This is a genomic window from Hymenobacter radiodurans, assembly GCF_004355185.1.
In the GTDB taxonomy this organism is placed as follows: Bacteria; Bacteroidota; Bacteroidia; order Cytophagales; family Hymenobacteraceae; genus Hymenobacter; species Hymenobacter radiodurans.
Window position 1 is genome coordinate 151,874 of the sequence record NZ_CP037921.1, and the last position, 19,148, is coordinate 171,021.

At 60.9% G+C, this 19,148-nt stretch carries 21 protein-coding genes and 1 pseudogene; 1 reads left to right on the forward strand and 21 read right to left on the reverse strand.

Annotation, left to right across the window (positions count from 1 at the left end; all coding sequences use genetic code 11):
- Nucleotides 1-91: 91 nt before the first annotated feature.
- The 10 genes from EPD59_RS00705 to EPD59_RS00750 all read right to left on the reverse strand — a co-directional run bounded on the left by EPD59_RS00705 (nt 92) and on the right by EPD59_RS00750 (nt 8,735).
- A complete protein-coding gene (locus EPD59_RS00705) occupies nt 92-556 on the reverse strand; it encodes a DUF6756 family protein (RefSeq protein ID WP_133271118.1) in 465 nt (154 codons plus the stop codon).
- Nucleotides 557-805: 249 nt separating this feature from the next.
- The gene (locus EPD59_RS22050; RefSeq protein WP_133271119.1) at nt 806-1,054 is read right to left on the reverse strand and encodes a DUF6122 family protein; all 249 of its coding nucleotides are present in this window, start codon (nt 1,052-1,054) and stop codon (nt 806-808) included.
- Between the two features lie 58 nt (nt 1,055-1,112).
- Complete coding sequence (locus EPD59_RS00715) at nt 1,113-1,739, reverse strand: DUF2911 domain-containing protein (RefSeq protein ID WP_133271120.1); 627 nt, start codon at nt 1,737-1,739, stop codon at nt 1,113-1,115.
- Entirely contained in the window at nt 1,739-2,530 is a 792-nt protein-coding gene (locus EPD59_RS00720) for a DUF6503 family protein (protein ID WP_133271121.1), read from the reverse strand. Before EPD59_RS00720 ends, EPD59_RS00715 begins: the two co-directional genes overlap by 1 nt.
- Nucleotides 2,531-3,117: 587 nt before the next feature.
- Nucleotides 3,118-3,828 (reverse strand): DUF6122 family protein, encoded by a 711-nt coding sequence (locus EPD59_RS23390; RefSeq protein WP_317128344.1) that lies wholly within the window; start codon nt 3,826-3,828, stop codon nt 3,118-3,120.
- Nucleotides 3,829-3,915: 87 nt separating this feature from the next.
- Nucleotides 3,916-6,309, reverse strand: a complete 2,394-nt coding sequence (locus EPD59_RS00730; protein ID WP_133271122.1) for a multicopper oxidase domain-containing protein — start codon at nt 6,307-6,309, stop codon at nt 3,916-3,918.
- 6 nt (nt 6,310-6,315) lie between these two features.
- Nucleotides 6,316-7,434, reverse strand: coding sequence for a DUF2231 domain-containing protein (locus tag EPD59_RS00735; RefSeq protein WP_133271123.1), 1,119 nt, complete (start codon nt 7,432-7,434; stop codon nt 6,316-6,318).
- 298 nt (nt 7,435-7,732) lie between these two features.
- Nucleotides 7,733-7,930, reverse strand: coding sequence for a hypothetical protein (locus EPD59_RS00740; protein WP_133271124.1), 198 nt, complete (start codon nt 7,928-7,930; stop codon nt 7,733-7,735).
- 85 nt (nt 7,931-8,015) lie between these two features.
- Nucleotides 8,016-8,288, reverse strand: a complete 273-nt coding sequence (locus EPD59_RS00745; protein WP_133271125.1) for a YbbN family protein — start codon at nt 8,286-8,288, stop codon at nt 8,016-8,018.
- Nucleotides 8,289-8,342: 54 nt separating this feature from the next.
- Nucleotides 8,343-8,735, reverse strand: a complete 393-nt coding sequence (locus EPD59_RS00750; RefSeq protein ID WP_133271126.1) for a metal-sensing transcriptional repressor — start codon at nt 8,733-8,735, stop codon at nt 8,343-8,345.
- 74 nt (nt 8,736-8,809) lie between these two features.
- On the opposite strand from EPD59_RS00750, the gene EPD59_RS00755 reads away from it, so the two are divergent.
- Nucleotides 8,810-9,070: a hypothetical protein gene (locus tag EPD59_RS00755; RefSeq protein WP_133271127.1), complete on the forward strand. Its 261-nt coding sequence runs from the start codon at nt 8,810-8,812 to the stop codon at nt 9,068-9,070.
- Between the two features lie 80 nt (nt 9,071-9,150).
- Here the strand turns inward: EPD59_RS00755 and EPD59_RS00760 are convergent, their stop codons facing one another.
- The 11 genes and pseudogenes from EPD59_RS00760 to EPD59_RS00815 all read right to left on the reverse strand — a co-directional run bounded on the left by EPD59_RS00760 (nt 9,151) and on the right by EPD59_RS00815 (nt 19,104).
- The gene (locus tag EPD59_RS00760) at nt 9,151-9,357 is read right to left on the reverse strand and encodes a heavy-metal-associated domain-containing protein (protein ID WP_133271128.1); all 207 of its coding nucleotides are present in this window, start codon (nt 9,355-9,357) and stop codon (nt 9,151-9,153) included.
- Between the two features lie 191 nt (nt 9,358-9,548).
- Nucleotides 9,549-10,193, reverse strand: a complete 645-nt coding sequence (locus tag EPD59_RS00765; RefSeq protein WP_165963424.1) for a ceramidase domain-containing protein — start codon at nt 10,191-10,193, stop codon at nt 9,549-9,551.
- 109 nt (nt 10,194-10,302) lie between these two features.
- On the reverse strand, nt 10,303-11,457 hold the full coding sequence (locus EPD59_RS00770; RefSeq protein ID WP_133271130.1) for an efflux RND transporter periplasmic adaptor subunit: 1,155 nt from the start codon (nt 11,455-11,457) through the stop codon (nt 10,303-10,305).
- On the reverse strand, nt 11,454-12,410 hold the full coding sequence (locus EPD59_RS00775) for an efflux RND transporter periplasmic adaptor subunit (RefSeq protein WP_133271131.1): 957 nt from the start codon (nt 12,408-12,410) through the stop codon (nt 11,454-11,456). Before EPD59_RS00775 ends, EPD59_RS00770 begins: the two co-directional genes overlap by 4 nt.
- A complete protein-coding gene (locus EPD59_RS00780) occupies nt 12,407-12,709 on the reverse strand; it encodes a hypothetical protein (protein WP_133271132.1) in 303 nt (100 codons plus the stop codon). Before EPD59_RS00780 ends, EPD59_RS00775 begins: the two co-directional genes overlap by 4 nt.
- Complete coding sequence (locus EPD59_RS00785; protein WP_133271133.1) at nt 12,693-13,964, reverse strand: TolC family protein; 1,272 nt, start codon at nt 13,962-13,964, stop codon at nt 12,693-12,695. The genes EPD59_RS00780 and EPD59_RS00785 overlap by 17 nt, the downstream gene beginning before the upstream one ends.
- Nucleotides 13,957-15,983: pseudogene (locus tag EPD59_RS23990) on the reverse strand (efflux RND transporter permease subunit). The gene EPD59_RS00785 and the pseudogene EPD59_RS23990 overlap by 8 nt, the downstream one beginning before the upstream one ends.
- Entirely contained in the window at nt 15,983-17,272 is a 1,290-nt protein-coding gene (locus EPD59_RS23050; RefSeq protein WP_133271136.1) for an efflux RND transporter permease subunit, read from the reverse strand. Before EPD59_RS23050 ends, EPD59_RS23990 begins: the two are co-directional and overlap by 1 nt.
- Before the next feature lie 85 nt (nt 17,273-17,357).
- Nucleotides 17,358-17,948 (reverse strand): hypothetical protein, encoded by a 591-nt coding sequence (locus EPD59_RS00805; protein WP_133271137.1) that lies wholly within the window; start codon nt 17,946-17,948, stop codon nt 17,358-17,360.
- Between the two features lie 53 nt (nt 17,949-18,001).
- Entirely contained in the window at nt 18,002-18,709 is a 708-nt protein-coding gene (locus tag EPD59_RS00810; protein WP_133271138.1) for a class I SAM-dependent methyltransferase, read from the reverse strand.
- Nucleotides 18,710-18,765: 56 nt separating this feature from the next.
- Nucleotides 18,766-19,104 (reverse strand): DUF6799 domain-containing protein, encoded by a 339-nt coding sequence (locus tag EPD59_RS00815; protein WP_133271139.1) that lies wholly within the window; start codon nt 19,102-19,104, stop codon nt 18,766-18,768.
- Between the last annotated feature and the right edge of the window lie 44 nt (nt 19,105-19,148).

The following is a 19,148-nucleotide window of genomic DNA, read 5'->3' on the forward strand; positions in this document are numbered from 1 at the left end:
AGGCAAGGTCTGGGAATAGTGGTAGATACCATTCAACTTTTCAGCTGACGCAATGCATAACTTTACTGCGATAGCCTCGGCATTTATCCACTTAGCTTATAGGCGAAAGCAGCGGGCGCATCTTGGCCATCATGCTTCCTGCACCAAGCAGAACGTCATGGTCTGTTTCGCACAATAGCCACGCATACTTTTTAGAGACGAGATAATACTCAAAGGCGTAATGTTCTTGAATCAGAAGCTGGATGGCTCGGACAGTGCCTTCAAAGAGCCAGAACTTCGTGTCACACGCTACGAACCATACCTTCTCCGAGTCCTCAACGAGGCTCGGTAAAACCTTATAAGCCTGCCCATTCGCAAAGGGCACTTGGCAGTACGGTTTTTTTAGGTTATCCCAAGACCAAGAATAGGAAGTACTAGATTCGGATTGGATAAAAAAGGTGGTTTTTATCCGGTGCATAATAGCAGGCCAAGAATGAATACCAACGGCAGCAAACTCCGCCTCGGCTATACCCAAGTGACGCGCGAGTTGAAGCAAATCGTTTTTGAATTCAGTCATGGCAGTCCCCCTAGTAAAGGCGGAAAAGATACCGTCTTTCGCTGTAATTCCAGCGGAAAGGTGGATTGCTACTCTTAGGATAGGGACCGATAAGAATAAAGGGTCTTATCAGTCCTTATCGCGGGTAGTTGATCAGGGCTTACGCATCAAACCTAGCGAAGTGCCTTTGCGGCGCTAGTGCCGTTTTCCAATCAGCTATAGCATTCAGGTTTTCGAACTCAGTATGCTCTCACAAGCTAGAAAAGAAGTCTAGAATTTTTGATGCGTACGCCCTGGTCCATACACTGGGATAAGCCAGTATTGGTGCAGCAGGTGATACCCTACGCTGCACCGGTTGGGATCAACAATTGGATTGGCCAGCAGGTGGTCTAAGTCTATCAGGATCCCTGCCAGCAGCAACAAGGTGGCTCGCTTGAATATTGACTGATAGAACAACCACGCAATAGCCATTGGAACAACCACCTGCAGCACCCTATGTAAAAGGAAAGCGCCGCTCATGCCAGTACTTTTGCCTATCTAGGAAAGGAACTCTAACTGTTTGCCCTTGCCACAATACTTAGTAGAAGTTCGTGCTTACTGGCAAGGAAACTTGGACTTTCTCCCAAGAAATGGTGATTGCTCCTTCTTCGGTAGTAGTAGCATGTATCTCGTACTTAAGTCTTTCCTGGTGTTGATCAAGCGTTTTCGGCTTTACCTTTACCCGCAGAACGTCTTTTTTCTGATCATAGTCATCTGCCAGGTGTTGCTCATAATCTTTGTTCAGGATGATGGTCCACTCTTCTCTCCCCGGTATAGTGAATAAGGCATAAGTACCTGCTGCCACTTCCTTTCCGTCAATTTTTACTGCCTTATCAAACTTGACAGCAGTTGCTTTGTGTGCCCCAGTCACCCATACTTGGTCAAATGCTACTAGTCCGCCCCAGATTGTCCGATCTTTCACACCCGGTGAGTGATAGTTAATCTGCACGTTGGCCTTGCCTATCTTTCCGTTGGTTTCTGACGGAATACTTTTCTTGATGGTATCTGGCTGAGATTCCGTAGAGGCAGAGATTTGTTCCTTATCATCTGCTTTTGTAGTCAGCTTGGCCTGGGTTTCATCTCTGTGTTGGCTGGGATTGTTACAGCTTACAACTGCTACAACTGCCAAAGCACCTGCTAATAGGTTTAAATAGGTTGTCTTCATTATTTGTTGATGGTTACCAAAATATTCTCCAGGTGAATGTCGGAAAGTTTTTTAAGGCTCTCGGTTAGAAAAGCTTTGTCCAAGTGTTCCAGCGAAGCGGTGTCAGACAGGGGTTCAAAATTTATATAATCCTGAAACACCACGCCGTTGATTTCCCTGTCGTTAAAAGCTTCCCTGAACCGCAGCCCTCCTCCATTGACTTTATAGCTATAGGCCAGATAGTGTACTTTATATGTTTGGGGGTGTATCCAATACACAAACTCATCATCAAAATCAATTCCTCCCCCTTCCGGGTTGAACGTTACCTTAATTTTATGGAAAGGAATATTTTTCAGCATAAACTGCCCCAGGTACTGTTTGTGGACAGAGGCATCGTTCAGACCATAAGGCAATAAGGCAAAATAGATAACAGAGTTTACAGAGTTTGAGTAGGCCAGTTTTTTATCTTCTGACAGGTCAATCCTTTTGCCATTCACTTCACGGTAAAAGCCGTTGTTCTGCAGTACGTCCTTCACATGGCCAGAAGAATCTCTAAAAGCTCTTGTATAGGTAAAAAAGCCATCATTTCTAAAAGCTGTATACTGCCTTTCTCTGAAGGTGAAGCGAACCAAGATTTTATCAAACAATTTGCCGCCGTGCGCTTTTATAGATAAGTCTACCACCTCCTGGGCTTTGCTTTTAGCCTTTATGGAAACGGGTATTTTATCGACTCCCTTCTGGCACGAAAGAACCGCGACTGCGTGTATTACAGCCAAAAAAAATTTACAACCTCGAAACCAATTATTTCTCATAAAATCAGCTAATCATTTTTTTTATTTTTCTAAATTCCCTTTCCTTTTGCAAGGAGAAGGCAATGAAACATCGAAAATGTAACCCCTAGAAAACCATATTCATCCTTGACACCGAAAAAGCTTTTAAAGCAAGTTTCCCAAGTTGCCTCGCCTTTATAATCCAAAATGTGCAGCATCCACAGGAACTCATACAATCTCTATTGGTTGAGCCGAATGGCCATCCCATTCAAACTTCATTAGGTTTGAAAAATCTATATTATCAGTCCTTAACTGATAAATAGCAGGTTGTGATAAGACTTCCTAATTGCTACCTATAATCCCAGGTTGAGGAGCTGTCATTTTAAGCAGGTTTTGGGATACTACATGACCGGCGTCCCTCCAATGCGTCTTCGAAATGGACGAGTCTATTGTTAGTGCCATTGTATCTGCCAGGATTAGGGAAACAGCCAGCGACACTTTCTGAGGGATTACAAAGAGAAAAAGAGGAGCCGGTAACAAGCGTGGGCTCCTCCTTTTCTCTTTGTTGCCTGACTTCCGGAATGACTGTTAAAGTACTGCCTCCATTCAAGCCTTTCTTCTGTTCTAACCTACTCAACCACCTCCCGGCCCAGAAGCTTCCGCACCCAGTTGCGCAAGGCATAAATACGGGAGTTGAGGTAGCACTCGCGGCAGTGGCTGAAGTTCCACAAGCAGTCCACCGTATCCGTGAACAGGTGGAACAGCAGCCCCACAGCCACCATTTGCGTCGCCGGCAGCAGCAGCAGTAGCGCATACACCGGGATGGCATAGAAGGAGTGCAGCGGGTGATACCCGATGCTGCAGCGCAACGGGTCGAAGATGGGTTTGGCTAGTAGGTGGTCCAAGTCAATGAGCATTGTAGCCAACATAATCAGGTAAGCGGTTTGCCACATCACGGGGAAAAACACCAGCGCCAATACGACCGGGAAAACAAAGTGCAGGCTATAGTGCACCAGCGTCTGGGCGCGGAATAACTGGGGGGAGGCGTACTGGCGGGGCCCGCGCGGGGCCACCGGCCGGGTAGCGCTGCTCACGGTATCCCCGGGCGTTGCTCTGGCATACCGGCGGCCCGGCTCGCCCGCTGGCTCTTTTTTCGCTCTGCGCACGTGGTCCCCCGTGTCCGCGACTTGGGGCCGCCCTTCCGCCTTTACCCGCCTGGGCAGGGTGGTGGGCTGCTCCTGGACGGTGACGGCCGTCGTCGTGTCGACGCGCGGTACTGGCCGCGGGGGTGGTACCCGCCCGTATGTAAAAACGTAGGGACGATAGCGGAGGACCGGCAACCGGTCACTACCAGCACCAGGCCGGTAGCGATGGATAGGATGAGGCGGACAACAGGCAAGGGCAGCATTGGACTACAATAGGCCGGATTAGTAGTGAATGGTCAGGCCGGCCCCCCACTTGTAGTCGCTGTCGTAGTTGGTGCTCAACGACACGTACTTGCTGACCATGTAGCGAAAGGTAAGGTTGTACTCCCGGTCCGTGTTCACCAGCAGGTCAGCGAATAAGTTGTTGCTCAGAGGCAGGTCCGTGCGTTCCAGCTGCAGGCGCACCTGGCCGTTGCTGTCCAGGCGCAGCTCCGAGCGCACGAGCAGGGGTAGTAGGTAATAGGCTCCCACGTCGAATACCCGTCGGTTGTTTTTGGTGTTGCGTTCGCCTTCCGCGAGCAGCGTGCGGTTGTTGCGGTAGTCGAAGCCGACGAACGCGGCGAGAAACTGCCGGTTGTCGAGGTAGCGCAGCAGGTGGGTTTCGGTTTCGAAGTTGCCCTGGTAGTTCACCCGGCCCTCGAACTCCAGCGCGTGGCGGTTGTTGGAGAGGGTGCTTTCTAGAAAAGTGCCTTGCGAGTGCGCCATCAGGTCGGCCCATAGGTAGGGCCGGTTGTCTTCCTTTTTCAGTTCCTTGTAGTCGGTGCGGGCGTACTCGTTCTGCGGACTTCCCTCGTAGCTGATGACGCGGGCCATGCCAGCCATCATGTGGTAGAGGATGTGGCAGTGGAAAAACCAGTCCTGCTCCTCGTTGGCGTCGAACTCGATGGTGACCTTGCCCATGGACTGAATGTCGAAGGTGTGCTTCATGGGCGAGTAGGCGCCCTGGGCGTTGACGAGCCGAAAAAAGTGCCCGTGCAGGTGCAGGGGGTGGCGCATCATGGTGGTGTTGGTGAAGGTCATGCGCACGTTCTCGCCCTTGCGGATGGGAATCTTGTCGGCCTGCGACAGGGTCTTGTTGTCGAACGACCACACGTAGCGCAGCATGTTGCCGGTCAGGGTCAGGTTTATTTCCCGCCACTGCTTGGTGGAATCGAGCGTGGTAGGGTTGAGAGCCCGGAGCATATTGTAATTGAAGTCGCCGGCGCTGCCGCTCATGCCGGCCATGCCGCCCATGTCCATGCCCGACATGCCGCCCATGTCCTGCATGCTGCCCATGCTTTTACCGGCTTTTTCCTGGGCATTCTCCGGCCGGTTCTGCGGCGAGGGCGCCGTGGTGGCGGGCGGCGCCCCGTGCTGCATGTCCATCCCCGGCATCGGCGAGCCACTGGCTGGCTTCTGGCCCGACATGTCCATGCCTTTCATTTCCCCACCGCCCTGCTGCTTGGTCATGCCGGCGCCGCCCATGTCCATGCCGCTCATGCCCTCCATGCTGTTCATTTCGCGCATCATCTGGAAGTAGTTGATGCGGGGCAGGTCCGGCGCTTTCATCGGCTCGCCCTCCCCGATGTAGGTGGAGGTGTAGCCCGTGATGTCGTTGGCCGTGGCCCGAAACTCGGCCGCGCCCATGGTGGGCACCGTGACCAGCAGGTCGTAGGTCTCGGCCGTGGCAATTTCGAGCTTGTTGACCGGGAAGGGCTCCACGTTGATGCCGTCGGCGGCAATCACCTGCATGGGGCCGCCGGCGTACTGCAGGAAAAAGTACGAGGAGGCGCTGCCGTTGATGACGCGCAGGCGCACTACCTCCCCGGGCTTGGCGTCCTTGAAATACCCTTTTTCCTGCCCGTTGGTCAGAAACTTGTTGTAGTAGATGTCGGTCAGGTCCATGGCCGGCATGCGGCCCCACTCCTGCTTGAGCTTGTCCTTGAAGTAGCCGGCGGCCAGGGCTTCCCCGTAGCTCTGGGTGGCGCCTTTCTGCACGGCAAACCACTCGCCCGTGCGCTTGAGGTAGCGCAGCACCTCCTTGGACTTGTGGTCGGTCCAGTCGGAGAGCACCAGCACATACTCCTTCATCTCGTAGGGAATACGCTTGGGGTGGATGACAATGGAGCCGTAGACGCCGTCCTGCTCCTGCAGCATAGTGTGGGAGTGGTACCAGTAGGTACCGCTCTGAATCAGGGGGAATACAAACGTGTGGGTGCCGCCCGGCTCGACCGGGGCCGTGTTCAGGTAAGGCACGCCGTCCTGCTCGTTAGGCAGCAGCAGGCCGTGCCAGTGAATGGAAGTTTCCATGTGCATCTGGTTGTGCACCCGAATCACGGCGGTGTCGCCCTCGTTGAAGGTGAGCGTGGGGGCCGGAATCTGGCCGTTGATGCCGATGGCCCGGCGGGTGCGGCCGGTGAAGTTGACCAGGCGCTCGTCGACGTATAGGTCATATTCCACCCGCTTGCCCACGTAGCTGCTGCGGGGCGTCACGACTTTGCCTTGTAGCTCGGCGGCCGGGGGTGCGGACTGGGTCAGGTGGGGTTCGGTGCCCTTAGCTATGCGCATGCCGGACATGCTTTGCGCCCAGGCGGGCAAGGTAGCCAGCAGCGCAGCCAGTAGAAAGAGTATTCTCATTGTCAATTAGTTACTGCTTTTGGGTTGGTTGCGCGCCGGGTTGTTGTCCTCGAAGCGAAACTTGTCCAGGGGACTGGGCATCGCCATGCCCGGCATTGTCCCCGCGCCCTTCCCTTCCATTCCCTTCGTATCGCCCATACTAGGCATGGGTTCGCCCTTTTTCATGCCGGGCATGCCCGGCATGTCGTTCATTGGCTGGCGGGTCGTGGCGGGCTTTTGGCCGCCGGCGGGCGGCATGCCGGGCATGTTCTCCATGCCCGGCATCGTACCCATATTGCCCATGGCGGGCTGATTCCGGGGCGTATTTTTAGAGCGGGCAGGACCCATGTCCATGCCCGGCATGTTGCTCATGTCCATCGGTGCGGGCTGTGCTTTACGGCCGGGAGCCGGGGCGGAGGAACGCGGCGTGCTCATCCCGGGCATATTCATCCCCGGCATATCCGCCCTGGCCCCTGGCCGCGGGGCCCCGGCCGCCGGTGCCCGCGAGGGTTGGCCGCCGCGCGGTTGAGGGGGCATGTTCATGCCCTCCATTCCGGGTTGGGCCTGGTTAGGCGAGCCGCTGGCCGACGGGCCCGCGGGCGGCGGGTCGTGCGGTACAGGATCCAGGTGGGGCGCGTCGGTGCCGGGCGACGGCATGTCCATAGCGGGCATAGCTTCCTCCCCGCCGTGGCCGTGGCTTTTATCGAGCAGGTTGCCCTTGGGGCCCACGCCCTCCACGTATACTAACTGGGCACCCCGGTGGCCGGCCACGGAGAGCGCGCCGGCCGCGGCCACGGCCACCACCAGCACCAGCCCTTCGTAGGACCGGCGCTCAATCTTAAAGTATCGGCCTACGCCAGCCAGCAGCAGGGTGATGCCCGATAGCCACAGGGTATAGCCCGCGTACTGCTCGTGGGCGGCGTAGACCGCGGCCGCCCGGGGCGACAAACCAGCCGCCGCCGCGTGGAACACCGTGCTAGCCGCCAGGGCCCCGGCAAAGCCGCCGGCCATGATACCCAGCGTTATCCAGCGCACCGGGGGCCAGTTGCGATACACCAGCAGGCCCTGCAGGGCGGCGGCCAGCATAATCAGAACGATGGGCACGTGCACCACCAAGGGGTGCAGATTGGGAAAATCTGAAAACATAGAGCCGAATGGGATAAGGCTGGTACACGAGAAAACCCCGGCTCACCGCAAGCAGCAGCGCGGGGGACCGTTCCCGGAGGGCGAGGGAGAGAAGCGCTGACCGCCAGTTCTAGCCAAGTGGTCGGTGCTTTTCCTTGTGCTTCCATACGTGGTCAGCTCGCCCCAATGTTTGCATACACAAGGTCGCCCGGTTGCATAATTTCAAGCGCGCCGGACTCGGCTTTGAGCGGCTTTGGTGGGCCGCTAAAAGAAAAACGCCCGGCACAGGGCCGGGCGTTTCATCCAAGCGTGGAGCCGCTTACTTGGCGGCACAGCAGGCGGGCACTCCAGCCAAGGTGCAAGCGGCTGTTCCTTTATCGGGACAGTTTTGCACCAGTGGGCACTCTGGGGTGCCTTTGAGCGGGCAGTCCGTCGTGTTGCTGGGGCTGGCAAAGCCGAACAGGGCCCCGCCGGCCAGCAGAACCGCAGAGGTGAGCATCAACACTTTCTGTTTCATACAATAAAGGGTTTGAGTGAGCCGGCCGGATACGGCAGCCAGGCCGATGAGTAAACGCAGGCCGGGCCCTGCAAGGGTGAAGTGGCTAAGCCGCCTGGCCAATTCCAGCGGCCTCCAAGGCTTCCTTGGTGATGGCCCCGGTTTGGCAGCAGGCCAGCAGGGTACCGTTGACGGCCACGGCGGGCAGGCTTTGCACGCCCAGCAGGCGGGCGCGGCGCAGGGCCGGGTTGCCGGCTTCGGTCTCAGTCAGGTTGTGGGTGATGATGTCGCAGCTGCTGCAGGCGGTGCTTTTAACCAACTCGACCACGGGGCTGCACAAGGGGCACCCGGCGGTGAAAACTTCTATAATGCGTTTCATGGAAGGGCGTTGATAAGTAATAGTACAAAGCTCGGCCCGCTCCCCGGGTATCGGTCAAGCGTTACTTCCTGTTTTTTTCTCCCCCTTGGAATTGTGCTGCTCCAGCCGGCCGCCAATCTCGCGCAGCTCCTGCATTTTCTGCGTCAGCTCGGCATTCGTCAGGTTCGGGAACTGCTGCCGCAACTCCTCGATGCGCCCGGCGTCCTGGCAGTTGCCGGGGCAGGCGCTCACCACGTCCACGAGTTGCAGGGCTAAACTTTTGCGAAATACCTCGTCCAGCAGCAGGTGCTCGGCGCTGCCCAGCCCATTGGTCACGGCCTTAAACTGCACCAATATTTGCTCGGGCTCGGTGGCTTCCGCGTCCAGCATTTTGACAATGCCGTGCAGTTGGCCGGCCAGCATGTTCAGGCGGCTTTTCAGGTCGCGGGTGAGATCTTTAGGGAGCATAGTTCACGATTTTCAGCAATAACCACGCCCCTAGGGGTGTCCGTCAAGCAAAAAAAAGAATGCCCAATTCGTGTTTGGACATTCCTTCTCATTCATTAGCGCAGTCACGCTTTGGGTTCACTTACTTGGCGGCGCAACAGGCTGGGGCGCCCGCCATGCAGGCCGGGGTACCGGCCTGCACGCAGTTTTGTACCAGCGGGCAATCGGGGGTGCCCTTCAGTGGGCAGTCAGCCGCAGTGGATGCGGGGCTGGTGAAGCCAAATAGGGCTCCGCCGGAGAGCAGCGCCGCGGCGCCGACCAGCATCATCTTGCGTTTCATCGGTTCTAGTGGTTAAGATGGGCCCGCCGGTACGGCCGCGGGGTAGTTGAAGAAAAGCCACGGTCCGTACGTCGTGGGTAGCACTCAAAAGAGAGTTTAGGCCTTCTCGGCTTTAAAGCCGGCATCTTCCACCAGGGCCAGCACCTGCTCTTCGGTGATGTCGCCGGTCACGGTCAGCACCTTGTTGGGGTTGGCCGTATCGACCTGCCAGGAGGTGATGGCTTTCTCGCCGTTGAGGGTGGGCGTCACGGCTTTAATGCAGCCGCCGCAGTTGATGTTGGTGTTGAATTGGAGCGTTTTCATGGAAGGAATAAGGTAGCGCCCTAGGCGGGCGGGTTCGATATAAGAACACCCAAAACTAGCGCGGGGTGCGCCGGCAGGGGTACAGAATTAAGCTTGGGGCTTGCATGATTTGTAGCCCGCGTCGGACCACAGGTTAGGTTGAGGCTGTATTATGGTTGCTGTGCACCCCTGGCGCGGTTGGCAATTAACTCTTAAGGACGGCTGTCTTCAAATCGCAGGAGCTGGAATTGGGTGTACAACCGGTACACGCAGTACAGGGCCAGCGCGTCGAGCCAGTGCCAGAGGGCGTGGCCGGAAATCCAGTGGTTAGTGGGGTCGCACACCAGGTGCTGCACATCCAGCAGCCACAGCCCGTAGCCGAGCAGAAACGAGGCCCAAAAGGCTCCGAACCAGCGGTAGTCCGGCCGGACTTTCTGGGTGAAGAACAAGATGGCTTCCAGCACGACGCAGCAGGCAAAGCTCTGCAGGGCGTAGAACTGGCGGGACAGGTCCGGGTCGATGAGCAGCAGGGCAAAAGAGACCCCGAAAAAGAGCAGATACACGGCCCCGATGCGCCCTTTGCCCCAGCGCGTGAGCCGGCGGATGTTCATGGCAAACATGTAGGCCGAGCCCAGGTAGATGCCGGAAAAGTCGAGAATGGCCCCGAGCCGCGTTTCCGACGCGTGAAAAAAGGCCGAGGTCAGGCCCGTGACCACCGAAATGTAGGCCAGCAACACCAGGTGCGCGTGGCCGTGGCGCCGGGCGTGGCGGTAAATAAGCCAGCCCCGAGTAGAAATCCCAGGTTGGAGACCGTGTTGCCGGGCTGCCGCACCCAACCGCACACCGACTCCTCGCAAAACGCAGCGGCGGTGAATTCGAGGCTGTGCCAGGGGCAGGCAGTGGAATCCATGGAGATAAGGGGGAGAATACTTACTAACGGTCAGGACTGCACGCCGGGCCGGTAGATTACATCTTCATACCGGCCATAGCCCCGCCGCCGCGCCGCAGCTCCCGCTCACTTTCCAGCAGGTACGCCCCGGAGGAAACGACCCGCTCGCCCGCCGTCACGCCACTCAAAATCTCGACGTTGCCGCCGGCCTGCAGGCCCGTGCGGACCATGCGCCGCTCGAAAACGGTGGGGGCCGTTTGCACCCACACCGTGGTCATGTTGCCGACGTTGAGGGCCGTCGCGGGAGCGGCGGTGGAGGAACGGGCCCGCTGGCCCACCAGTACCGTGGCCATCATGCCGGGGCGCAGTTGCCCGTCGGGGTTGGCCACCTGCAGCCGAACCAGGTTAATCTTGCGGTCTTCTTCCAGCACGGGCCGCTCGTCCACCAGCCGGGCCTCGAAGCGCTGGCCGGGGTAGGCCTCCACTTCCACCTGCAGGCGCCCCACCCGGCGCAGCACCTGCAGCTCCGAAGCGTAGAGCTGGGCCTCCACCCACACCGTGGCGGCGTTGGTAATGCGCAGCAGCGGCGTGCCGCGCGTCACGTACTGGCCCTCGCGCACCAGCAGCTCGCCCAGGTAGCCGCCGGCCGGGCTGTCGAAGCGCAGCGTGGCCGGCAGGGGGCCGGCGTTAAGGGCGGCAATCTGGGCGGCGCTGACCCCTTGCAGGCGGAGCTTGGCGGCGGCGGCTTTGCCTCCCGCCGAGGACGACGCACCGCCCATGCGCACGTATTCCTGCGCGTCACTCAGAAGCTGCTCGCTGTAGAGGCCGTAAAGGGGCTGGCCGCGCCGGATGAGCTGGCCCGGGGTATTGGCGTACAGGTGGTCGAGGCGGCCATCGACCCGGGCGCTGACCACCACGGTGCTGTTTTCGTCGGCCGCCACGGTGCCCAGTACCAGCAGCTCGGCGGGCAGGCTTGTCGTCGTTACCAAGCGGGTTTGCAGGCCCGCGCGCGCCTGCTGGCCCGCGTCGATGCCCAGCGTGTCCCGTGTCGTTTCAGATTTGCCGTGCTGCTGATGGGCATCCGTAGCCATCCCGGCGTGTTCCGGTGCTTGGGCATCCGGTGCTGTTTTGCGCGATCGGCAAGCCCCCAGCCCGCTGGTCAGGGCCAGGAGTAGCGCCAGCCACCGCAGGCCGCGTGGCATTCGAAAGTCGGCTTTTAGGTACGGGCTCATGGCGTTTGGGGGTCTAAAAAGCTTTCACTGTCGACCAGGTAGCCGGCTTCCCGCGCCACTTTTTCCTGGGGGCCGAGGCCCGCCAGAATGGCCACCATCGGCCCGCCCAACGGGCCGGTGGTGACGGTACGGGCCTCAAAAAGGCGGCGGCCGGCGGCGGTCGTGCCGCGGTGCACCCACACCAGGTGCCGCCGCCCGGTGTCGTATACGCTGGATGCTGGTAGCTGCAGCCCGCGCGGGGCCGGGGCTTCCAGCGTGCCGGTGAGCAGGGAGTTGACTTTGAGTTGGCCGGCGGCGTTGTCCAGGTACACGCGCACCTGCAGGAACTTCTGGTCCGGGGCGAAGGCGGGTTCAATGTAGGCTACCCGCGCTTCGATGAGCTGCCCGGGGTTCAGCTCGCTGCGGAGCCGGACCCGCTGGCCCGGCCGCACGCGGTCCACGTAGCGGGCTTCGACGGCCAGGATGCCCCACACCTGCCGCAGGTCGTTGATGGTAAAGAGCGGGTCGCCCACGGCTACGTAGCCGCCTTCGCGCAGCCCACTCCCCGCGGCGGGGGCGGTTGCGCCGGCGGCCGGCGCGGCCGGCGCGGAACCCATGCCATCGTCAGTGGCCGTAGCCCCCATGCCCCCGGCCGCCGCCGGCATGGCCGCCGCTGGGGCCACTTGGCTCGGCACGACGTAGCCGGCGTAGGGGCTGACAATGAGCAGCGTAGGAGTGGCGTTTTTAGAGTCACTGGCCAGTTGGCTGGCGGACACGCCCAGCAGCTGCAGTTTGGCGCGGCTGCGCTGCTGCAAATCCGCGTCCACGCCCTGGGCCACCAGGTACTGGTATTCGCGCAGGGCCGTGTTGAGTTCGGGGCTGTAGAGGTCGAGCAGCCGCTGGCCGGCCTGCACGCGCTGGTAGTTGTAGCGCACGTACAGGCGCTCCACGCGGCCGCCCGCGCGGGCGCTCACCTGCCGCTGCCGCCGGGGTCGGGAGCCACGTAGCCGGTCAGGGCAATGGAGTCAGCCATGCCGGCCCCAACGGGTGCCACCAACGCTTGCGCGGATACCACTAGCCGGCTGGGTGACTGCAGCAGATGGTCAGCCGAGGCAGGCAGCCCCGACACCGTGACTGGTTCAGGCTTAGCACCGGAGGCAGCCAGTGGCTCATCCCGGCCGCAGCCAGCCAGGACGCTGACGCCCAGCACGAGGGCCGTGCGCCAGCCGGTGAGGTTGGCGGCCGAGAATAGCGAGTTATTGCTCGGTTTCATAGTCGTAGGCTGCTTGCAGGGCGAGGACCTGCCCGTAGGTGTCCCAATAGTCCATCTGCTTCATCAGCAGCATCTGCCAGGCATCGAGCAGCACGAACAGGTTGCCCGTGGTTTGGCCGTAGGCCAGGTTCTGCACCTCGAAAGCGCGGCGGTAGGCGGGCAGGATGGCGGTTTCGTAGTTGTGCAGCTGCTCGTGGCCGGCCCGGAGCTGGCTGCGCTTTTCGGCCACGGCCCGGTGGGCTTGTAGGCGCAGGGCCTGCTGCATGAGCTGTTGCTCGTCGAGCTGCAGGGCCACGGCCTGCTCTTCGGACCGGTACAGGCGGGCCGACCAGGGCGCGATGGGGACTGTGACCATACCCATCAGGGTGTAACGGTTGGCCATGCCCGGTGTCATCTGCATGTGCTCGAAGCGGACGCCAAAGTCGGGCTTGCGGCCTAGGCGGGCAATTTTCTGCTCTAGGCGCGTGGCTTCAATCATCCGCTCGCCGGCGGCCAGGTCGCTGCGGCGCGCCACCGTGGTGTCGGCGAAATCAGGGCGCAGCAGCTGGGCGGTGTCGAGGGCAAACGCCCGGTCGGTGGGCTGGCCCAGCAGGGTGTTGAGCACGATGCTGCCTTCGCGAATAAGCGAGAGCAGGGTGGCGTCGGTGTTGTCCAGCTCCTTGAGCTGGGCCTCGGCTTTGAACAGGGTACCCAGCGCGGCCTGGTTGTAGGTGTACCGGTCGCGGGTGAGGGCAACCACGCGCTGCAGGGTGCGCCGGCTTTGGCTTAGCACGCGCCGCTTGCGCTCGGCCACGAACCGCTGGTAATACGCCGCCTTGGCCCCGGCGCGCAGCTCGTTGAGCTGCCCGCGCTGCTCGGCCTGCACCACCTGCCCCTGCGCCCGCAGCAGGTCGCGCCGGGCGTTGAGCTTGGCGGGATTGGTCAGCATCTGCTCGACAGACACGACCATACCAGCCTGATTTTCGGGTGAGTCCATTTCCTTGAGGATGGCCGTGCGGTAGGGATATTGGGCTAGCCCGAAGCCCACCTGCGGCGGCATCTGGCTGCGGGCCCCCGCCGCCCGCGCATCCAGGGCCTGAATGCGGCGCTGGTAGGCCGTCAGCGAGGGGTAGCTGGCTTCCACCCCGGCCAGCACCTGAGCCAGGGAAAGCGTGGGCGCGGCGGGAGCTTGAACTTGGGCGCGGACCGGCGCGGGCCCGCTCAGGGCCGCCCCCAGCAGCAGGATACACAACAGACGAGGCATGGCGTTAATCATGGAGGGTGAGGTAAGTCAGCTGCCCGGTGCGGCGCCATTCCCATTCCTTCACCAGGGCAAAGAGGGCGGGCACCACCACGAGGGCGTACAGGGTGGCCGTGACCAGGCCGAACACGTAAGGCAGGGCCAGCGGCCGCATCAGGTCGCTGCCCACGCCGGTGGCAATGAGCACTGGAAACAGGCCCAGCATGTCCACCACTACCGTCATCAGCACCGGCCGAATGCGCAGCACGGCGCCGGCGTACACGGCCTTTTCAATGTCCTGCTGCGTGATCGGTGGCATTGGCGGCGCGGGGGCCACGACCCCCGCGGGCACTCCGGGCATTGCTGCATCGGGTGGTGGCGGGGCAGTGAGCGGCGGGGCCGCCCCATCTGGCAGAGCCGGTGGCTGGCGGGAGCGCACCAAGTCGCCCAGGGCCTGGTTGAGGTACACCACTACGAGCACCCCCGTTTCCATAGCCACGCCGAACAGAGCAATGAAGCCCACGGCCACGGACACCGAAAAGTTGACGTCGAACAGGTGCAGCGAGTACACGCCCCCAATCAAAGCCAGGGGGATGCCCGAGAGGATGATAAGCACCTCCCGCATGGCCTTGAACGTAAAATAGAGAATGAAGCAGATGACGAGCAGCACCCCCGGAATGATGAGCTGGAGCCGCTTTTGGGCACTGACCTGGTTTTCGTACTGCCCGCTCCACTCGATATAGTAGCCCTGGGGCAGGCGGGGGAAGTGGGCCGCCACCCGTTCCTTGGCCTCGTTCACCACGCTGCCCATGTCGCGGCCGCGCACGTTGAAGAGTACCGTGCCCCGCAGCAGGGCGTTTTCCGAGTTGATCATGGCCGGCCCCTCGGTGATGCGCAGCTCGGCCACGGCCGAGAGCGGCACCGGGCCGTACTGGGCCGTTTGCACCGGCACGCGCCCCAGCTCCTGCAGGTTGTTGCGGAAGTCCTGGGCCAGGCGCACGTTGATGGTGAACCGCTCCCGCTTTTCCACCGTGGTGCCGATGCGGGCTCCGCCCAGGGCCGTTTCGATGAGCACGCCCACGTCGTCCACGTCCAGGCCGTAGCGGGCCAGCTCGTGGCGCCGCACGGCAATTTCCAGGTACTTGCCCCCGTGAGCGGCTCCACGTAGAGGTCGGCCAGGCCCTCAATGCCGCTGATGGCCTGCTTTACCTGCTGCGCCAGTACGTAGATGCTGTCCAGGTCGGCGCCGTAGATTTTCACGCCCACGTCGGTGCGGATGCCGGTAGAAAGCATGTTGATGCGGTTGATGATGGGCTGGGTCCAGCCCACGGCCACGCCCGGAATGCGCACCCGCTGATTCATTTCCGCAATCAGCTTTTCCGTGGTCATGCCGTCGCGCCACTGGTCGCGGGGCTTGAGCAGGATGATGGTTTCAATCATGCTCAGCGGGGCGTTGTCGGTGGCCGTGTTGGCCCGGCCGGCCTTGCCCAGCACGTTGGCCACCTCCGGGAAGCCCATCAGCAGCTTGTCCTGCACCTGCAAAATGCGCTTGGCCTCGGCGTAAGACACGTCGGGCAGCGTAGTGGGCATCATCAGCAGTGAGCCTTCGTCGAGCGGCGGCATGAACTCGGTGCCGGTGCTCAGCACCAGCGGAATGCTGCCCAGCACCAGGGCCAGCACCAGGGCCAGCACCGTCTTTTTCCAGCGCAGCGCCAGCCGCACCACCGGCCCGAACACCCCGGTGAAGAAGCGCGACACCGGGTTGCGGCTATTAGGAATCAGCTTGCCCTTGAGCAGCACCCGCAGGGCCATGGGCAGGATGAGCACGGCCACCAGGGCCGAGCCCACCAGACAAAAGCTCTTGGTGAGCACCAGGGGCGTAAACAGCTTTTTTTCCTGGCCCGTCAGCAGCAGGATGGGGGCAAATGAGACGAGCGTGATGAGAATGGACGACACCACGGCGCGGCCAATGGTGCGGGCCGACTGCTCGATGAGGCGGATGCGCTCGGCTTCGGGCAGCTCACGGGTGTGGCCAATGCGTTGTTTCTCCATCATCAGGTGGCGTCGTTGGGCTGGTCCGGCCCCACCACCCGGTCGGTGAGCTGGCGGTAGGCATTTTCCGCCATCACGATGCCCGAGTCCACCAGGTCGCCCACCGCCAGGGCCACGCCGCCGAGCGACATGAGGTTGGACGAGACCCCGAACAGCTTCATCAGGATGAAGCCGATAAGGATGGAGAGCGGAATGTTGACGATGGCCACCAGCCCCGAGCCGAAGTGAAACAGGAACACCAGCACCACAATGCACACCACAATCAGCTCCTCGGAAATGGTCTCCTTCAGCGTGCCGATGGCGGCCATAATCAGGTCGCTGCGGTCGTAGGCCACCTTGAATTTCACGCCGGGCGGCAGGCCCTTGGCCACGTCAGCGAGGCGGGTTTTCACCCGGTCAATGACCTCCTTAGCGTTTTCGCCGTAGCGCATCACCACGATGCCGCCTACCACCTCGCCCTCGCCGTTTTCGTCGGCGATTCCCAGGCGCAAGTCGGCGCTCATCTGCACCGTGGCCACGTCGCGGATACGCACGGGCACGGACTTGTACTGGCCCAGGGGAATGTTCTGGATGTCTTCGACGCTCTTGATGTAGCCCAGGCCCTTAACCAGGTAGCCGGCCCGGTTGCTCTCGAACAGGCTGCCGCCCACGTCGCGGTTGTTGCGGTTGATGGCGCTGATGACCTTGGTCAGGGGGATGTCGTAGTAGAGCAGCTTGTGGGGGTTGATGCTCACCTGGTACTGCTTCTGGAAGCCACCGAAGGAAGCCACTTCGCTTACGCCCTCCACGTTTTGCAGGGCAAACTTGACGTACCAGTCCTGCAGGGCGCGCAGCTCGCCCAGGTTGTAGTCGGGGGCCTGCAGCGTGTACCAGAACACGTGGCCTACGCCCGTGCCATCGGGCCCCAGGGAGGGCGTGATATTGGGCGGCAGGAACTTCTGCGCGTAGTTTAGCCGATCCAGCACCCGCGAGCGGGCCCAGTAGATGTCCACGTCGTCCTCAAATATCATAAAGACGAAGCTCATACCGAACATGGAAGCGGCGCGAATGGACTTAACCCGGGGCACGCCCTGCAGGTTGGACACCAGCGGGTAAGTCACCTGGTCCTCCATAATCTGCGGGTTGCGCCCCATCCACTCCGTGTAGATGATGACCTGGTTCTGCGACAAATCCGGTAGCGCGTCCACCGGCGTCGTGTAAATAGAATACACGCCGCCCGCCACCAGCAAGCCCGCAAGCAGACTGACCCAGAAGCGGTGGTTCACCGACCAGGAAATCAGGCGTTCTAACATGTAAGATTGAAGTGGTGATTCATAAAAAGTGGGCGCTGCGCTTTGCCAGCAGCAAGGGCCCGCCGCTGTGTCGTTGGATAGGCGCTCAGTGCGCCGCTCCCGTCCGGCTTTGCTGGAGCAGCCAGTTGATTTTGGTCATGCGGTGCATCTGGTCGTAGGCGGTGAGATTGCCGTGCGGAAGCTGCGCGTCGAGCAGGTCGTGAAAGCGGTGGTTGTTGGGGAAGGCCTTTTTGACAGCCAGCAGCGTCAGCGGCTGCAGGGGCGCTTCGGCGTTGGGGCTAAAAAACAGGCGCACAAAGCCGGGGCTCTTGCCCACGGTGGGCTGCTCCACCTTATAGAGTAGCAACTCCTCGCCGGGGTTTAGGATGGGATAGTGCTGATTATTGGAGGCAAACCGATAGTCGCGTCCGTCGCAGTCACGAAACCCAAATAGGCTGTCCTTGGCTACCTGATACGATCTGCCCCCGTGAATGACCGTCATGGTGGGCTTGCCGCTGAACTCATGTAGGCGCAGCTTGTGGGTTGCCGTTTTGCAGTCCACGCCCAGCGTGAGGCGGTGCTGGCGGAAGTCTTCGGCCGAGCGGTACAGTCCGCTGCCCAGCCGGGCGGTCTGCCCCCGGGCACTGGTGGCCACGGCCATCAGCAGGCTCAGCAGGGCAAAAAAGTAAGTTTGCATGACAGTGGACAAGAGGCTTGGAGGAGGAAAGGGCGGAAAGCAGCAGCCCCACCTTAGAGGCGGGCGACCACGACGTGGCCCCACCAGTTGAGGTAGCGGTACGGGCGGGGAAAGGCCTGAAAATCGAGCTGCCTAAAGCCCGCTTGCCGAAAGGCTTGGTGCAGCTCCGACTTGTCGTAGAGGTTGGCGTGCCACCACCGGCCGATAAACGGCACCATGTACGGGCTCTGCCGCGTGATAAACACCACGAGCGTGCCGGCCGGCCGCAGCCGGAGCCGCAGGCTCTCCAGCGCCGCCGCCAGATCGGCCTTGGGCAGGTATTCGAGCATGGCCGAGGAGATAATCAGGTCGTAGTCCCACCAGCCGGCCGGCAGCGTGCCTAAGTCCAGGGCATCGGCTACTTCCAGCTCAATGCCGACCACAGGGTGCTGGTCCAAGTGCCGGGCGAACCGGCGGAGCATGCGCGGCGTCACATCGAAGGCGTGAAACCGGGCCGGCAGCAAGTGGCGCCCCGCTAGGGCCGTGTGCAGGGCTATGGTGGCCGCCCCAGTGCCACAGCCCGCGTCGAGCACCTTCAGGTCGGGCCGCAGAAAGTCGGCCTGCGCAAAGTACCGGGTCAGCCCCTGCGGGTAGCGCAGCAGCCCGATCATGGTCTCGTAGAGACCGGGGCGGCTGGAATACAGGCGCCGGGTCGAGGTTGTGCGGGCCGAAGCGGTGGAAACGGACATCAGCAATAGCGTAGAAAGAGTGGTGGAACCCAACTACCCTACCGAAAACAGGCAGGGCAAGAGTCCGCAGGTGGCGGGCCGTGGAGGGCTCAGGCCCCGGCTTTCGCGCCTTTGCTCAAGAAGCGCGGGTTCTTCATGATTTTGCCATTCTTCATCATGTGCTCCCCTTCTTTCATCTGGATGACGGTGCCATCCTTGCGGGTGCAGCTACCATTAGTTCGGCAGACGGTGCCGTCGCGCATGGTCATGGGTTGGGTCATCGGCAGCAGCTGGCCGCCCTGAACGAACATCATCCGGCCGTCCTTCAGCACGCAGTAGTCGTGCAGCGGCAGGGCGGCCGCCGGGCCAGGGGGACTGGTCTGCGCGTGGGAGGCGCTGGCGAGCCCCAGCAGCAGGAAAACGAACAGCAGAAAGGGTAGCTTCTTCATAACGGGACGGCAGGGCGCACGCGGGAGAGCGTAATAAGAGCGAG

Bases quoted from the DNA above. Each gene is read 5' to 3' on its own strand.
- EPD59_RS23050 (WP_133271136.1), bottom strand. From the start codon at position 17,272: ATGTTAGAACGCCTGATTTCCTGGTCGGTGAACCACCGCTTCTGGGTC.
- EPD59_RS00730 (WP_133271122.1), bottom strand. From the start codon at position 6,309: ATGAGAATACTCTTTCTACTGGCTGCGCTGCTGGCTACCTTGCCCGCC.
- EPD59_RS00740 (WP_133271124.1), bottom strand. From the start codon at position 7,930: ATGAAACAGAAAGTGTTGATGCTCACCTCTGCGGTTCTGCTGGCCGGC.
- EPD59_RS00780 (WP_133271132.1), bottom strand. From the start codon at position 12,709: ATGAAACCGAGCAATAACTCGCTATTCTCGGCCGCCAACCTCACCGGC.
- EPD59_RS00720 (WP_133271121.1), bottom strand. From the start codon at position 2,530: ATGAGAAATAATTGGTTTCGAGGTTGTAAATTTTTTTTGGCTGTAATA.
- EPD59_RS22050 (WP_133271119.1), bottom strand. From the start codon at position 1,054: ATGAGCGGCGCTTTCCTTTTACATAGGGTGCTGCAGGTGGTTGTTCCA.
- EPD59_RS00745 (WP_133271125.1), bottom strand. From the start codon at position 8,288: ATGAAACGCATTATAGAAGTTTTCACCGCCGGGTGCCCCTTGTGCAGC.
- EPD59_RS00750 (WP_133271126.1), bottom strand. From the start codon at position 8,735: ATGCTCCCTAAAGATCTCACCCGCGACCTGAAAAGCCGCCTGAACATG.
- EPD59_RS00715 (WP_133271120.1), bottom strand. From the start codon at position 1,739: ATGAAGACAACCTATTTAAACCTATTAGCAGGTGCTTTGGCAGTTGTA.
- EPD59_RS00705 (WP_133271118.1), bottom strand. From the start codon at position 556: ATGACTGAATTCAAAAACGATTTGCTTCAACTCGCGCGTCACTTGGGT.
- EPD59_RS00770 (WP_133271130.1), bottom strand. From the start codon at position 11,457: ATGAGCCCGTACCTAAAAGCCGACTTTCGAATGCCACGCGGCCTGCGG.
- EPD59_RS00735 (WP_133271123.1), bottom strand. From the start codon at position 7,434: ATGTTTTCAGATTTTCCCAATCTGCACCCCTTGGTGGTGCACGTGCCC.
- EPD59_RS00760 (WP_133271128.1), bottom strand. From the start codon at position 9,357: ATGAAAACGCTCCAATTCAACACCAACATCAACTGCGGCGGCTGCATT.
- EPD59_RS00785 (WP_133271133.1), bottom strand. From the start codon at position 13,964: ATGATTAACGCCATGCCTCGTCTGTTGTGTATCCTGCTGCTGGGGGCG.
- EPD59_RS00805 (WP_133271137.1), bottom strand. From the start codon at position 17,948: ATGCAAACTTACTTTTTTGCCCTGCTGAGCCTGCTGATGGCCGTGGCC.
- EPD59_RS00815 (WP_133271139.1), bottom strand. From the start codon at position 19,104: ATGAAGAAGCTACCCTTTCTGCTGTTCGTTTTCCTGCTGCTGGGGCTC.